This window comes from Spirulina sp. 06S082 (assembly GCF_034932145.1).
Lineage (GTDB): Bacteria > Cyanobacteriota > Cyanobacteriia > Cyanobacteriales > Spirulinaceae > CCY15215.
Genome location: NZ_JAYGHV010000154.1, coordinates 1 through 16306, shown reverse-complemented (window position 1 = coordinate 16306; position 16306 = coordinate 1). Strand labels below are relative to the sequence as shown.

The 16306-nt window shown below is 40.4% G+C and carries 13 protein-coding genes and 1 pseudogene; 1 reads left to right on the top strand and 13 read right to left on the bottom strand.

All coding sequences use genetic code 11. The annotated features are described in order from the left end of the window. The 6 genes from VB714_RS11615 to VB714_RS11590 all read right to left on the bottom strand — a co-directional run. The coding region (locus tag VB714_RS11615; RefSeq protein WP_323224265.1) for a PAS domain S-box protein at positions 1-5151 on the bottom strand (5151 nt) is incomplete at its 3' end. Positions 5152-5307: 156 nt separating this feature from the next. Further along, the gene (locus VB714_RS11610) at positions 5308-5781 is read right to left on the bottom strand and encodes an NUDIX domain-containing protein (RefSeq protein WP_323224263.1); all 474 of its coding nucleotides are present in this window, start codon (positions 5779-5781) and stop codon (positions 5308-5310) included. Continuing rightward, complete coding sequence (locus tag VB714_RS11605; RefSeq protein WP_323224261.1) at positions 5778-7529, bottom strand: ABC transporter ATP-binding protein; 1752 nt, start codon at positions 7527-7529, stop codon at positions 5778-5780. Before VB714_RS11605 ends, VB714_RS11610 begins: the two co-directional genes overlap by 4 nt. A 41-nt stretch (positions 7530-7570) precedes the next feature. After that, the gene (locus VB714_RS11600) at positions 7571-8467 is read right to left on the bottom strand and encodes a pentapeptide repeat-containing protein (RefSeq protein ID WP_323224259.1); all 897 of its coding nucleotides are present in this window, start codon (positions 8465-8467) and stop codon (positions 7571-7573) included. After that, a complete protein-coding gene (locus tag VB714_RS11595; protein ID WP_323224257.1) occupies positions 8460-8684 on the bottom strand; it encodes a hypothetical protein in 225 nt (74 codons plus the stop codon). Before VB714_RS11595 ends, VB714_RS11600 begins: the two co-directional genes overlap by 8 nt. Before the next feature lie 89 nt (positions 8685-8773). After that, a complete protein-coding gene (locus VB714_RS11590) occupies positions 8774-9052 on the bottom strand; it encodes a HigA family addiction module antitoxin (RefSeq protein WP_323224255.1) in 279 nt (92 codons plus the stop codon). Between the two features lie 373 nt (positions 9053-9425). Here VB714_RS11590 and VB714_RS11585 point away from each other — a divergent pair, with 373 nt between their 5' ends. Further along, the gene (locus VB714_RS11585; protein WP_323224253.1) at positions 9426-9821 is read left to right on the top strand and encodes a hypothetical protein; all 396 of its coding nucleotides are present in this window, start codon (positions 9426-9428) and stop codon (positions 9819-9821) included. Between the two features lie 202 nt (positions 9822-10023). Here VB714_RS11585 and VB714_RS27405 read toward each other — a convergent pair whose 3' ends face one another. The 7 genes and pseudogenes from VB714_RS27405 to VB714_RS11555 form a co-directional block, all read right to left on the bottom strand. Continuing rightward, the gene (locus VB714_RS27405) at positions 10024-10134 is read right to left on the bottom strand and encodes a delta-aminolevulinic acid dehydratase (RefSeq protein WP_416309658.1); all 111 of its coding nucleotides are present in this window, start codon (positions 10132-10134) and stop codon (positions 10024-10026) included. 54 nt (positions 10135-10188) lie between these two features. Beyond that, the gene (locus VB714_RS11580) at positions 10189-11367 is read right to left on the bottom strand and encodes a glycosyltransferase family 2 protein (protein WP_323224251.1); all 1179 of its coding nucleotides are present in this window, start codon (positions 11365-11367) and stop codon (positions 10189-10191) included. A gap of 19 nt (positions 11368-11386) precedes the next feature. Beyond that, positions 11387-13600 (bottom strand): hypothetical protein, encoded by a 2214-nt coding sequence (locus tag VB714_RS11575; RefSeq protein ID WP_323224249.1) that lies wholly within the window; start codon positions 13598-13600, stop codon positions 11387-11389. Between the two features lie 35 nt (positions 13601-13635). Then, a complete protein-coding gene (locus VB714_RS11570; RefSeq protein ID WP_323224247.1) occupies positions 13636-14322 on the bottom strand; it encodes a hypothetical protein in 687 nt (228 codons plus the stop codon). Between the two features lie 52 nt (positions 14323-14374). Further along, complete coding sequence (sfsA, locus tag VB714_RS11565) at positions 14375-15136, bottom strand: DNA/RNA nuclease SfsA (protein ID WP_323224246.1); 762 nt, start codon at positions 15134-15136, stop codon at positions 14375-14377. A gap of 78 nt (positions 15137-15214) precedes the next feature. After that, the gene (locus tag VB714_RS11560) at positions 15215-15877 is read right to left on the bottom strand and encodes a PspA/IM30 family protein (RefSeq protein WP_323224243.1); all 663 of its coding nucleotides are present in this window, start codon (positions 15875-15877) and stop codon (positions 15215-15217) included. A 116-nt stretch (positions 15878-15993) separates the two neighbouring features. Beyond that, a pseudogene (locus VB714_RS11555) lies at positions 15994-16306 on the bottom strand (hypothetical protein); the annotation flags it as partial.

Here is a 16306-nt window from a genome sequence, read left to right as displayed (position 1 = left end):
CTTGGCTCTATCTTCAAGAAAAGCACTAGCCGTTAGAGCGACAATAGGAACCCTGTCGAAAAGATCGAGGTCTTTCTCATTCCCAAGTTTTTCTTCTTGCAAGCGAATTTGTCGGGTTGCTTCATAACCGTCCATAATCGGCATCTGGATGTCCATCCAGATGAAATGAGGTTGCCATGATTCCCACATGGCGATCGCTTCTACACCATTGTTTGCTGTTTCTACTTCAAATCCTAAAGAGGTGAGAAGATTCAATAACAATAAGCGATTGTACTCTCGATCTTCAACAATTAGAAAACGATAAGGAACATCGGGAAAATCTGGAGAGACGATCGCGCGCAGTTTTTTCTGGCTGCTAATGGAAGACTCTAAAATATGTTCTGAGGACATATTAATCGGAATCTCAAAGAAGAATTTTGAGCCTCGTCCTCTTTCACTTTCTAAATCTAATTCTCCTCCCATCAAGCGCACAAACTGTTGGCTGATGGGCAGTCCTAACCCCGTTCCTTCGGAGGATTTTGCGCCATCTTTTGTTTGCCCAAAAGCCTCAAAAATTTTCTCAACGTCCTCTGAGGCGATACCACAGCCGGTATCTTCGACTTCAAAATAAAGTTTCTGCTTTTCTCTTCTCTTGTTCACTCGCAGAGTCACAAAGCCCGTATCTGTAAATTTAATGGCATTACTTAAGAGATTAATTAAAACTTGACGGAGTTTCTGAGCATCTGTACTGACAAATTGGGGCAGATCGCGATCGCGATCGCAAATTAACTGCAGCCCTTTACCATTGGCTTTCATTCGTAACATATCTTCTACACTATCCAACAGACGATAAAGATTAAAATCATCTTCATTAAAAGTAGCTCGTCCTGCCTCAATTTTCGACATTTCTAGCACATCATTAATTAATGCTAGTAAATGTTCTCCACTGCGATTAATAATATTAAGATTTTCTTGATGTTCGCGATCGAGACGGTCATCTCTGACCATTAATTGTGTAAATCCCAAAATGGCATTGAGGGGGGTTCGCAATTCGTGACTCATACTAGCTAAAAATTCGCTTTTGGCACGGTTTCCCGCATCAGCAGTTTCTTTGGCTATTTTTAATGCCTCTGACTGCTGTTGCGTTTTTTCCAGCAATTCAGCTTGTTGTAGGGCGATGCCCATTTGCGTGCCAATTTGAATCGCCATATTGATTTCTTCTTCCTGCCAATGACGGGGGGCAGAATTTTGATAGGAAGCCAGGAGTCCCCACAATTTGGGTGCAGTTTGTGATTTTTCATTCTCATTCTCATTCTCCTGTACGCTTGTGAAAATTGGAACAGTGAGATAGGCACGAGCTTGAAATTTTTCGAGGAGTTTTAGATAACAGGGGGCAAATTTTTCTGTATAAATATCTTCTATGCAGATATAGCGCGTCCCTCGACGATATCCTCCTCCTTGTGTTTTTTTTAAATGAGTGTCTTCAATGGTGATGGTTTCATACAATAGTTTAATAACACAGTCATCAGAAGCCGTGGTCATTGCAAATCGATCGCGATCTTGGTCAAGCAAAGATATCCATTCTTCTCCGACAGCCTCGGCGACAACTTCTCCACTCCAATCAGGATTAAAACGATAAATAATAACGCGATCGCAGTTCAAAACTCGACGCAATTCTTGGGTGGTGGTGCTGAAAATAGTTTCAATCTCGAGGGTACGGCGCATTCGTTCGATAATGGTGGCAATAGCAACCTCACGATCGACACTCTCTCTTAAAGCCTCTTCTACTCGCTTGCGTTCAGTAATATCCGTGGCTGTTCCCGTCACGCCGATAACTTGCCCCGATTCGTCGTATACGGCGATCGCATTGACTTGCAGGTAAATCCAGCGATCGCCCTTTGCGAGGTATTTTTGTTCGTGCTGTATGAGAGGTTTTCCTTGCAACACGCGTAAAAATTGAGGGGTATTAACCCGACGTTGGTAGAGAGGAATAAAATCCCAGAAGGGACGATTGATAATTTCTTCGGGTTCATAACCGCAGATGCGAGTCATAGCTGGATTCACAAAAGTATAGCAGCCGTCGAGGTCCATCGACCAAATAATATCTTGAGATGTTTCGACTAAATCTCGATATTTTTTTTCGCTTTTCCGTAGGGCAATTTCCGCCCGTCGGCGCTCGCTGATATCATTAAAAATACCGAGAATATGAGTAATTTCTCCAAATTCATCTGCAATGGGAGCCTTAGTGGTTTGCAACCACATCTGAATCTGGCGTTCTGGATTATCAATTTCTTGTTCTGGATAAACAATTGCTTGTTTAACTCGCAGAAGTTCTCGATCTTCTTCTTGCCAAGAATGAGCTAATTCTTCGGGAAATACTTCCCAATTATTGCGACCTAATAAGTCTGCTCGCGGTACCCCCAAATTCCGTTCGCTAAATTGATTCCAAATAACATAACGCATTTCATCTTTAACATCTTTAACAAATACTCCCATAGGAATATAATCAATAATAGCGTTGAGAAAGCGTTTTTGTTGAGCAATTTCTTCTTCTAATTGCTTGCGATCGCTAATATCCAAGGCAGTTCCAAATAGGCGAATCACTTGTCCTGTCTCATTGGTTACGGGTTGTCCTCGCAAAAGGAGATAGTGAATTTCCCCATTGGGACGCTGAATGCGCTGTTCTAATTCATAAGGTTGACCGGTAGAGATAGCCCGTTGCATGGCTTCTTGGCTGGCAGCGCGATCGTCGGGATGAATATATTGGAGATATTCTTGTCCAATCAAAGTGGAAGAGGAAATGAATTCTCTTGCGGATAGATTATCCTGTTTTTTGTTTTCTAATCCATAGATACGGAAGAGTTCGTCAGACCAGGTAACTCGACCGGAAATGAGGTCGATTTCCCAGTCCCCCACATGGGTCACTTTTTGCGCCTCGGCCAGCCTTTGGGTACTTTCTTGTAGTGCGGCTTGGGATTCTTTTTCGGGGGTGATATCCCGCGCTACAGCATAGATGAAACCTTCTTCGAGATAGGATGTGGCACTCCATGCCAGCCATTTATAATCTCCATTAGCGCAACGGTAGCGATTTTGAAAATTGACGCTCAATACTCCACCTTTACCCAAAGTTTGCGCCTCGGCAAGGGTTAAGTCGCGATCGTCGGGATGGACGAATTCGAGATAGGGTTGAGCCAATAGGGTTGCGTGGCTATGCCCCAATATTTTCGACCAAGACGGGTTAATGCGCTTGAAATAGCCGTCAATTCCAGCAATACAGAGCATATCTGCTGACAGGGTGAAAAAGCGATCGCGATCGGCTTCGGCTTTTTTGCGTTGGGTAATATCGGTCATCATGCCCAAGGAACCGATAAACTGTCCATTCTGCCAAAGAGGAGAAATAGAAGTCATCACCCAAACTGATTCTCCCGAACGATGGGTTAATTGCAAATCGTATTGTTCCGAACCGACAGTTTGTGGCTGTTGCAGCACTTGAGCAAACATTTCTCGCATTTCTGCGTTTATAAAACGGGTGTAAGATTTGCCAATAATGTCTTTGGGATCGTATCCAATTGTGTTTGCAGCGCGGTGATTGGCGAAATCAATGCAGCCTTGGCGATCGATGATAACGATGCCCTCGTTCGCCGTTTCTACAATACAACGATAGCGTTCTTCGCTTTCTTTGAGAGCAACTTCAGTTTGCAAGCGTTGTTGGGTTGAAGAGATAGACACTGCGACAGATTGAAGCAAGGAAATTTCAGACACATCCCATATTTTGCCCTCGATGCAGTTATCAAAGCCAATAAAGCCAAAAAATATCCCATTCACTTGTAAGGGTAAAACTAAAATCGAGAGAATCCCTTGTTCGGAGAGAATCTCTTGCATGGGACTCGATAAATTAGTCACCAAGTCGGAAATTGTTTCCCCTCGCCCGAGAATCTCTGCAAATTCGAGGCTAAAATCCTTGTAAGGCAGATTTTGATAAATCGGGTTATTGATTTCGGGGTTAATGCCTTCTGCACACCATTCTGCTTTTTGGCTCATCCGCAGCCCTTGCCGTTCGTCTCGGTCATTTTCAAATAAATAGACTCGCGATGCCCCCGAAGTAGTTCCGAGGATGTGAAGGATATCATCGTAACAGGAGCAGGGGTTTTGGCAATCTAAGAGTTTTTGCTGGATTGCGACTAAGGCTGCTAAATAGCGCTGGCGTTTTTGCCCGATCGCCTCTTGTTGTTTCTGTTGCGTAATATCACGGATACAACCGACCAAGGTTTTTTTTCCGTCAGGATGAGTGAAAATACTTTTTTTAGTCGAGATTGTATGTTGAATGCCTTCTACATCGGTGAGGAATTCTTCATTTTCATTATCTTGTCCCGTCTCAAATACCAATGCGTCTTTTTCCCAAAACACATCGGCTTCTTCTGGGGGGAAAAAATCGTAATCGGATTTACCGATCAATTGCGATCGCGGCTGTCCCATTAAGTGACAAAAGGCATCATTGATGAGAATCCAGCGATGTTGCTCATCTTTCACGAAGATGGGATCTGGAGTGGTGTTAAGAATATGATTGAGAAAGGCTTCTGAACTGCGGGCAATACTTTGATTTTCTTTGTTTTTCACGAAAATCGGCTCTGCGATCGCCTTCAAGATTGGGTCGGTACATTTCCAGTTTGTTTCGATGGGACAGCGATCGCACTGCTTCTGAGTGTTTATACTATGGCGCAGGGTCGTATGACGCAAGGTTCGTAAAAATTGGCGGCGATTGAGGTCTTCTAGGACTAAAAAATCTTGGACTCCTGCCCTAAGAGCTAGTCTAGCGAGTTCGGGATCGTCGCGATCGCTGAGGAGAATGAGAGGGGGTTGGGAAAAGTGAAAATTGGGGGAATAACGATCTTCTATATCTTCTACAGGGTTATTTTCTTCTACATTGAGGGGAAAGCATTGTGCGATCGCCTTGATATTTTCTTCGCGATCGCCAGAGAATAGAGCTAATAAAACAAGATCGAAAGTCTCTTGCTTCATGCGAGTCATGGCGATCGCAGCATTCTCCACACGAGTCAAGTGGATTTCGTCGCGAGATTCATCTAGCCATCTCGCGATCGGGTTATTGAATTTTGATTGACTTTCCAGCAACAAAAGTTTAATTGACTTTTGAGCGATCGTTTTTTCGAGCATTGCCTTTACTTGTTGCTACTCTGTTGAGGCAAGATATTCCTAAACTATAAGTTTACAAAAAACTTGTGAAAAACTTGTGAAAATTGCCTCTTAATTCAAGATTACCGTGTTTTAATTGCTAGTTGGGTTAGATTAATGGAACTGATGGCTATACACCTATACCTGTATTTTCCCATCCTGCACCCATTGGCGAACGGTTTCAGCTAATTCTTTTTGTTCTTTCCAGAAAAATTCCGGTAAATTCTCTAAAGGAAACCAATAAAGAGTATAGTTGATGCTCGAGTCCGTCGGTTGACCGTAGATTTGCCTCGTCTGATATAAAAAATAATAAACTTTCTTCCATTCTTTCTTAAATAAACTTAGTCTTTCCTTAATTCCTAAATCCGCAATAAGTTCTAACTCTGTTAGTCCCGCTTCTTCCTCAATTTCCCGACGTGCAGCTTGTTCTGGGGTTTCTCCTGCTTCAATATGTCCTTTCGGTAAAACAAGTTTATCATTCTTTCCTTCTCCCACTAAAGCAACATAAATCACCTCATCTTCCGTGCGAAGAACGACTCCTCCCGCAGAAATACTTTCGGGAATATTGGCAGGTCTTTGGTACCAACTGTCATCAATTACAATCATTTTCATAACACGGCTTTTTCTAATTGTTGTTGTTTCCAGAGATGTTTATATAAACCCGGTTTGTTGATTAATTCTGCATGAGTTCCCATTTGCACAATCTCTCCTTCATTCATCACAAAAATACGATTGGCTGTAGCTGCGGCTGAGAGTTGATGAGAAATAAAAATAACCGTGCGATCGCCTACTTCACTGGTAGAAAGAAGCCCTAAAATTTCCGTTGCGGTTTGATTATCCACGCTGGAAAGGGCATCATCTAAGATTAACACGGGGGCATCAACAATGAGGGCGCGAGCGAGAGATGCGCGTTGTCGCTGTCCTCCTGAAAGAGTAATTCCTCGCTCTCCTACAAGGGTATCGTATTGACGGGGAAAATTGAGTATTTCTGGGTGAATTTGTGCCTGTTTGGCCGCATCTTCGATCTCAAATTGTTCTGCTAAAGGTTGACCGTAACGAATATTATTTTTAATGACCGTACTGAAAAGAAAACTATCTTGAGGAACGTAGGCGATCGCCTCTCGTAAATCCTTTAAGCGCAGTTTTGTTATATCATATCCATCTAAGAATACTTGTTCGGGGGCGATATCTAATAAGCGAGGTAAAGCATTAGCCAAAGTTGATTTTCCCGAACCAATTGGACCGACAATTGCAATAGTTTCTCCAGGTTCGATGATAAAATTTATGTCTTTTAATACCCGTCGATCCGTTCCTTGATAGGTGAAATTAAGATTTTGAACGCTAATTTTTCCTTGAACTAATTCTGGAGGTAAAACAATTGCTCCCTCTTCATCTTGGATGGAAGGAGAAGCCATAAGAATAGATTCAACGCGATCGATGCTAACCTCTCCCCGTTGATATGCCGTAATCGTAAACCCTAATAAAGCAGTAGGAAATACTAATCGTTCCACAAACAGAATTAAAGCCACAAAATCGCCAATAGAAATTTCTCCAACTTCGATCGCTGCTGTTCCCAACCACAATAAAATCAATAAAGAAATATAAACCAATCCCTCAATAATAGGAAAGAGTAAATTTCTCGTTCTTGCCAACTTTAAATTGGCTTCTAATAAACTGCGATTTTTGCCTTTAAAAGCAATAATTTCATTCAGTTCTTGAGCATAAATTTTAATTAAAGCAATTCCACTCATATCCTCCTGGATCAATTGACTCAGATCGGAAAGATTTTCTTGTACATCTCTTTGCTCTACTCGCAGTTTATCACTAAATAACTGCACGGCTATTAACATTAAGGGATAAATTGCTAAAGCACACAATGTTAGCTTAATATGAATACCCAACATGACCGGAAGAGTAAAACAATAAGCAAACAGCGTATTCACTAAACTTAAAACAGCAAAACCCAATAAGCGACGAATATTATCAACGTCGCTAGTAGAGCGATTCATCAGATCGCCAATAGAATTAACAGCAAAATAAGCCGGTTGTAGTGTTAATAAATGTTGAAAAATTCGTTGTTTGAGGTCAACTTCGACTTGACGACCAACTCCAAACATGGTAATTCTTGAAGCCATGCGGAACGACCACATGAGAGAGGCAAAAATAAAAATAAGAAAGACAAAGCGGAGAATATTACTAAAATTTAATGCGTCTTGGAGATTATCGATCGCATCGCGAATGAATAAGGGAATAAAAACGCCAATAACATTAACAATGAATAACGCAACCATTCCCAAAGTAACGCGCTGCCAATGGGGACGAAGATAAGTTAATAATTTTTTCAGTCTCGGATTCAACATTTTTCAACGATCGAGTATTTTAAATTAAAATCTATTTGATGTTAGTCGCAGTCTGCTCCCGTTTCAATTAATCTTCGGATTTCTTTTTCCTCTGAGATAATAACATCGCAAAAGTCAGTATCGACCAAATAGGCTCGGTCTAAATTTGCCCCCATTAAATTTGCTTCTCGTAAAATAGCGCGATCGAGATTGGCATTTTCTAGATTACTCTCTTGCAAGTCTGCTCGGGTTAAATTGGCCAAGGTTAGATCGGCTGAGGTCAAATCGGCTGATTGTAAAATACTCTCCGATAAGTTAGCTTCGACTAAACTCGTGCCTCTGAGGGTAGCATAGCTCAAGTTTGCTCCCGATAAATTCGCATTCCTTAATTTTACACTTCTTAAATTCACCTCGAATAAATCCGCTTCGACTAAATTTGCCGCAACAAGATCGACATTTTGCAAAATTGCTCCAACTAAACTGGCACCTTGAAGGTTTGCTCCTCCCAGATAAACATTTTGCCAGCGAGAATTGTCGAAACTGGCGTTTTGAAATTGTCCGGCTTCGAGGGCGATCGCCAGTAAACTGGATTCATTGAGGTTGACATTGCTTAAATCTGCTCCTTTTAAGGTGGTACCGTGGAGAATGGCTCCAGTCAAATTCGCTCCGGTTAAATTGGCGTTTTGCAGATTAGTACCCACGAGTCTAGCATGACTGAGATTAGCACCGATGAGGTTAATATCCTGCAAATTCATTTGAGAAAGATCGGCATGACTGAGGTTGACACCTTGCCAGTTTATGGGCATTCTGCGACCATCAATCCCTCTGAGGTTGACATTTTGCAAATTGCAGTAAGGGCAGTTATTGAGTTGAGTTAATAGGAAAGGGGCTGAAAAAGCCATAGGAGTCGCAAATCCAATCAGGAGGAAAGCGGCGATCGCATTAAGGTGTTTAAACATCAATCCATTGTCCCAGAAAAGGACTAACTTTGACAAGGAGTCTGCGAAGATTTTTGTAATCAACTAAACCATCATGGTGTAAACATCCCAGAATAATTCCAGGATGTTTCTTTTGCGCGATCGCAAAAGATTTAATTGCTTTACTTGAAAATTTAGGTTGTGTTTGATTGATGAATAATGCGAGAGATTCTGGAGGAATTAACCAATTTTTTAACAAAGAAAATGCCCAATTCTCTAAGAATTAAGGGGATTTGTGAAACTTGCTCTTCTTTTTCAGAATACTTCAGAATTGCGCTTATAGATTGTTTAAGACTGTCTAAATTGAATTTGCTTTTTTGCCAAATGAAGACGATAATTTGCCTCTAAATTCATCCAAAATTTTTCTGACATTCCCAAAGCGGCCGATAATTCTAAAGCTGTTTCAGGAGTAATTTGCTTGGTCTCTCTGATAATTTCATTGATTGTTTGAGGAGGGCGGTTTGTGATTTCTGCTAAGTCTTTTTGCGTCCAGCCTCTTGCTTCTAATTCTCGAACCAAAATCCGTCCGGGAGCAACCACTCGTGCTGGTATTAATTTTTTATTCATAATACGCGCTCCTTTCCTTTTAGTGGTAGTCTTCAATAGAGTGCTTCAATTTTCTTTTTCTGAAATCGGTATCGCAAAATTCGCCCCCAGCCAATATTCTGAAATATCTTGCATTATAATTCAAGATACTTCAGTCTTGGGGTGAATCTATAAATTCAGTATAACAGTTTATCAGACAAATTAATATATTATTAGTACATATTTATACAAATTAATATATTATTAGTAGATCGCCTTTCTTGTTCATGGGTCAAAAGTACCGGATCGATCTAGGACTTCTATCATAGAATATTCAGGAGGTAAGATCGAAGCGAGAGAATAACCAATTGTTTAAGATGAAATTGTCGGTCAAATAAACAAAGGAAATATCGCAATGAATCGACCTCTACTCTGTGCTTTAACTGCCGCTACATTTCTCTTTCCTCTCAATGCTTATGCCAATTCTCCTCATTCTTCTGGCTTTTTTACAAGGGATGCCATGTTCGAGAATGCAGTTTCCCAGCGTCCTCCTAATGGTGATTCTGACAACAATCAACGGCGACGACCCCCTCGATTGGATTTAGACGGAGCAGCCGAAACTCTAGGGGTAACAAAAGAAGAACTGATAGAAGCCCTAGGATTGCCGGATAAGCCTCCCGAACGCGATTCTAATACCCGACCTCCTCGCCCGGATTTTGCTGGGGCTGCTGAAGAATTAGGGGTCAGCGAACAAGAATTAATGGATGCCCTTGGAGTTCGACGCAGACCGCCAAGACGCGAAGAGAACTAATAAGATAACAAATAAACTCAGCATTTACTCACTCTTAAAAAGTCTCTTTAAAGTGAATGTTAAGGGTGGTAATTGTAAGGTTAAGGGTTGTCTGCTTAGACAACTCTATTCTGTTTTGGGGATATTTGCTCAAGTTCTTACGGTTATATTACTATATTGCAAAAAATACTTTTTTTAATCTAATTCACAAAATATATCTTTTTTAATCCATCTTGGCCGCAAACCAAAATGCCCAGAGAACCGTCAAAATGAACAACATGGTACAGAAGCGATCGATCCAAGTATGCCAAAAGTAAGAATCAATAAAGGTCATCTTCTAAAAAAATAGATCTTAAACAAAATTATCTTTAATTCTCAATTATAATCATTATTTCAGAGTTGTCCAGTTGTGACAACCGGAAACATAATGTAATTTAATAGGCTTGGCGATCGCCAGAGGGGTTAGATCGGGCTGTATCCCTGTTTGAAGTTTTTCCTGATTCACTCTTGAACGCGCTTTTAATGCCTTTAAAAGTGTTTTTCTTTTTGGAGAATCTAAACCTGTTTCTAATGCCGTTGTTAGCGAATTTGGACGTTTCCGACGAAAGTAACAAAATTCGGGAATGTTAACTATTGTTGCAGAAAAGACCGATCGCAATAAAAACTCTGTATCTCCTCCAAATCTTAATCCCGTTGCAAATCCTCCTATACGCATGACTAAATCTCGCGAGACTAAGCTACTAGGGTGAATGAGAGGATGACCGGGTTGTTCCTGTAATGCTTTATTAACATCTAAAGGATAGCACACAGGAGTTAGCTTAGATTCTAATTCATTGACGCGCCATTCTTGGGTTCCAATTAATTCTGCACCTGTCGTTTCCGCAGTTTCTAAAAGTCTTTCTAGGCGAATATTAGCCGACCAGTCATCAGCATCTTGGAACAAATAAGCATCATAATTTGTGTCTGCGATCGCTTGTTGAATCAAACGATAAGGTCCCACATTCTCAGAGGATCGAAGGAGGGTAACTTGAGGGAATTTTTCGGTTATTTTAATGGGAGGATTGGGGGAATTATCATCAAGAATGAGAAGGCGATCGGGGGGACGGGTTTGATTGACTAATGATTGAATACAGCGATATAACCAAGGGTGACAATTATAATGAGGAATCAAAGCAAGAATTTGAGAGTTTTTGCTTATCTTGGGAGAGGATGGAGAGTAATTTAGTTTGGGTTGTACTTTTAAGGCCATTGTACTCCAAGAAAACTCAATCTTGTTTTTTTCTAACAGTGCGATCGCGTTTAAAAAGTGCCAAGATTCAGGAGTTTTAAGTTGAGAGAGAATTGGCGCGATCGCTTCTCTCGATCCCATCCAAGCAATGTTTTCTAATGGCTTCTCTTTGGCGGTTTCTAGGGGAAATTCTAATGGAGGCAGTAAGGGAAGAATAAAAGGAGGTTTTGGGATTAATATATTGTGAGGGATTGATGTATTTTTCGGTAAGTAGGTAATTGTAGAGGGAGATAATATTTTTAGATGTTTTAATATTGTTGTAGAGTGAATTTTCTGCATTTATATGGACTCCAAAATCTTAAATATTGATTAGATCGCAAATGACTGATTGTTTTTCGTTTACGTTTTTGCTTCTGCGATCGAAGACAGATTGATGAGGGGAAGGAAGTGCAGATAATAGCAGACATTGATAAGCTAATTCTGATTCTCCTACATCAAGTAATGGTTGTGCAAGCGATCGCAAGATGGGAATCCAAGGTGCTGAGTCAACGACTCGATCTGACTTATCTTTATTTTTTGATTCTACATATTTTTGTAAGATTTTCAACCATTCTCGAATATTAAATTTTTGATTGCGAAAGAGAGTATAATAGCCTTGTTCTAAATCAATTCTGGCTTTCTCTTCTTCTGTCTCAGCAATAGATTGTAAATTAACAAAATATTGCTCTAAATCTTCTAAATTTTCTAACATTGCTTTACGCCATTTCAACCAGACTCTAAAAAAGCGATCGCTAGTTTCTTCTCCTCCCAAATTGAAGAGATTTTTATCATGTACTAAATAACACCAATATGCGAGTAAGGTAAGATCAAAACGAGAACTAAAAAACTCTAAGTCCCCTATAAATATTGATAAAAGAGGTCTGAGAGATTGGGATATTTTACTCTTATTTCGATTTGCTAATCGCCATGCAGGTTCAAAACTATAGAGAAGATTTTGCAGATTAAGGCGATCGAGAATTAGGCGATCGCGTTTTATTGCAAAAGGATAATTATCCCATAGCGATCGCGCTAAATTTTCCTCTAGACATAAACTAGGAATTAATAGATCGAGTAGCATGAGATTCTCTGAGTTGTTTGTTTGAGAAACAGTCCTTTTTAAGCGTTCTACTGCGTGGTGATAAATTGAATAAACCTGCGGATCTGCGGCGAAAAAAGAACAGGAAAACAACAAGATTCGCGCTGTTATTTTCTCGACTTCTATATCTTGACAAGATGGTGAATTTAAGATATCATTAATGAGTTCTCGTGTTGATGGTGCAATTCCTGAATAAAGAATTAAGCGAGGATTAATTAGTTCATAAAGTAACTGTGCGATTTCCTTTGCTTCTCCAAGCGGAAATTGGGGAGAATTAAGCCATTCATTCCAAGGGCGATCGCAAATTATCTCGATCCATTCGCGATCGCCAATAAATTCTGATTTTGTCTCAATTATGTCTCTAGATTGAACATAAATTTGTGCTTCAATCTCTCCAAATGTGCGATCCGTCCAATTTTTCAGATCGTCGAGAGGAAGGCGATCGCTTTGAGTGGGTTGCAATAAAAATTCAACTTGTTTATTTTTTCTGCGTCGAATTTGATAAGTTAAAATTGCTTCTAGGGAGGGTAAATCAATTTCGCCAGCATATTTAGTTCCTGTTAATGTGCGAATCTTATCTTCAACTCGTCCTTTAATTTTAGCCGTTATACCCATGCGATCGCACTGACACCCCTCTCGATCTAATTCTAAAATATCCCCACATTTATAACGAACTAACGGCATTGTCAAGTTAAACAAATCTGTTGTCACTAATTCACCCTCAATGATTTCATAGAAACAGCGTTCTTCATCCAAATGTAAGCATCTTTTCTCTGGACAAGTCAACCCCGATACTCCTGTTTCTTGACAGCCATATTCATTAATAACGGGTGCATTAAATACCGATTCTAATAAGTCTTTTTGGTACTCAAATAAACATTCTCCCGTGCAAATAATCGCTTTAATTTGTGGAAAATTACGACGATATATATATCCTGCAATCTCGCATAATTGACTGGGATATCCGCGAATGACTCTAAATCGATTTTGTAGTAAACTTAAGAATAATTCAATAAATTCTCGGTCAATTTGACCTATTAGCGATCCATCCATTAATCGAACGGGAAACAAACGACTCGCAACATTAAGAATAGGAATATTTTCATCAATTTCCCACCCAGATAATGCTCTTTTTCGGGCTGAAATTCTGGCATTATTCCATGCTTCTCCCACAAAATAAACAAAACTTTCTCCTCGACTTCCGCTAGTCATTCCTCTGTAAACAACATCCGACGCATTTGCCAAAAACAAACCAGGATTTTCGCGAATTTCTTCTCTCTCTAAAGGTTGCAATCGTTGAAAGTTTGCGTGCCAGTTCGGTATAATATTACCATTACGATCGCAAATTCCAGCCTTTCGGAATCGACTTTGATAGCCCGGAAGTTTGGCAGCAATTTTTAATACTTTCTCTACTTCCTCTATTGGAAAATCATTCATTATAAACCTAGTAATATCACAAAATTCTGTATTATTTATCGATCGTTTTGCACATCGAAGGTAATAATACTATCTTCAAAATCTTTGACGCGATCGGTAAATTCTTCTGTTGGTGTAGAGTAGGTGATAACCCAAAAAATATCGCGATCGAGAACAATATAAACCAATTGTGTAATTTTGGTCTTGCCTGTTTCAATTTTAACAGTAATTCGTCCAGCTTGCCATTTTTTTAAGTCTTGGATATCTTGTTCTAAAATCTCATAACCTACTCGTTCTAAATCATTACTTATTGCTTGCTGAAACTCTTCTAAATTCGTTCCTTGGGGCATCTTTTGAGAAGTTACATTAACATTGGTAACAAATCCACCTTGGGCATTTTTGTTATCAAAAGCCACTAAAGCGACTAAATCTTTTGTCTCTCTGAGTGCGCTACTCAAATTTTCATATTCTGAACCCGCACCCTCTAAATTAACAGCCATTTTTTCAATATCTTTCTGAGGATCTCCTCCTTCATATCCAGGAGGTAAATATAAAGAGACCCTATCTCCTTGTAATTTGCGAAAATCAGGATTTATTATTCTCTCTTCTACTGATGTTGCACTAGCTTGATGAGAACTTGTTTGACTGTCTGTTTTCGTTGCACTAGAATCGGGACGATCGCAACCAATTAAAGGAAACATCAGTAAAAGAACGATCGCAAATCTTCTCAGTTTTTGGCTCATAGAAAACTTTCCTCAAGGTATTCTGAAAAAAAGCGTTAAGTTTTTTCCTGCCCTATATTACACTCTTTGGGTCACTGTCGGCGGGTTGATAACTCAAAAATTCTGCTAAACCCCGAAAGTAAATGCCTTGAGGGGTAATTTCAAAGCGGTAGGGAAAAACTTCTACCCCCAAGGCGATCGCCTCCCGCAATAACTCTCCATAAACTGGATCCCGGCGATCCCCTGGTGCAAAGCGATCGCAGTCTCCTCGATTGATAAAATAGAGAATTCCAGCTTTTGTTGTCCCTAATACCCCCATTAATTCTCGCAGGTGTTTTTGTCCGCGAGTGGTGACGGTATCGGGAAATAAAACAACATTTCCTTGGGACCAAGTTGCGCTTTTTACCTCAAGAAAACAAGCTGTAGAAGTCGCGCGATCGCTGAGAAGAAAATCAATACGACTCTTTTTTTCTATGCCGCAAGGGACTTCAGAACGAATTGTATCGTAACGTTGTGCAAGTTCGGGTAATAATTTTTGTTCTAAGGCTAGTTTAATAACCCGATTGGGTATAGCAGTATTAACGCCTACCCATGTCGGTTGTGTTTCCTTATTAACGCAAATCATTTCCCAAGTATAAGGAAGTTTCCGTTTGGGGTTATTACTGCGAGAAACTTGCACAAAACTACCGGGATCGTGAAGTCCAATCATGGGGCCAGTATTGGCACAATGGGCGGTAATTATCTCGCCAGATTCGAGTTCGATATCGGCTAAAAATCTTTTGTAGCGTTTGATAAGAATACCGGATTTGAGGGGAGGATATTGGTAGATTAACATTAGTTAGGGGAAAGGCAATAGGCAATAGGCAATAGGGAACAGGGAACAGGGAACAGGGAAAGAAGGAAAGATTTTTAACTATCCATTATTAATTTGTCGGCGTAATTTTGATAATTCAGCTTCTATAATTGCAGAGTTTTCTAAGTTTGTAAATTTCCCTTCTAGAGAATCATTTCTGAGTTGCGAGGCTAATTCTGCGCGGGCTTCTAAAGTTTGTACTTTTTCTTCAACGCGATCGATAAGATTAAGCGTACTTTTGCCCACTCCTTTTTCTAAGAGTTCGTGTAAGCGACGAGTTGCTTCTGCGGAAGTAGCTCGAGCAAGATACATATCTTTTTGGATTTTAACATGAGCGAGCTTACCTTCGAGAAGGCGTAAATCTTGTTTGAGTTTGACAATAATTGTATTTTGCTGCTCAATTTGACTGTGAAGAAGAGTAGCATTATCTTGATAGGTTTTGCGACGGTTAAGAGCTTCTCTGGCGATCGCTTCTTCCCCCCCTGTAAGGGCAATATGGGCGCGTTGATACCAATCTTCAGCCGCAACTCGGTTTTGCATAACTTGGCGTTCTGTGCGCTTCTGGGTGGCGATCGCGTGGGCAACAGCTTGACGCATTTTTACCAATTCTTGCTGCATCTCATCCACCGTATTCTCCAAAGTCAGTACGGGATCTTCAGTCGCACTCGCCCAACTATTCACATTTGACTGTACAACGCGCCAGACGCGATGGAACAATTCCATGATTTTGTCACTTCTAATATTTCCCTTATTTTATCGCACTACTGGGAACGCGATCGCGCTACTTTAGCGTAAAATAAAAGGAATGATATTGAACGTGGCGAATCGCGATCGCCATTCTAGGGATTTACGACTTTAGGTGTGAGAAGGATAGCTTGACGGCTGTTAATCATCAGAACAGAAAAATCGCGATCGCTCAATTCCTGCAATAATAAAGTTGCTTCTTCTCGATCCTGAGTCTGTCCGATCAGAAGATAAGGACGAGAAAAATAAGACACTAACCCAATATCTCCCCCGATAAATTGTTGTAATTGAACAGCAATTTCTGGATTACTAAAATAATCGACAATTACCGCATATCCTTCTTCTAAAGGACGAGGGTTATATTGTGTGTGGGTGGGGAGTGTGGGGAGTGTGGGGGGGGGAGGGGAA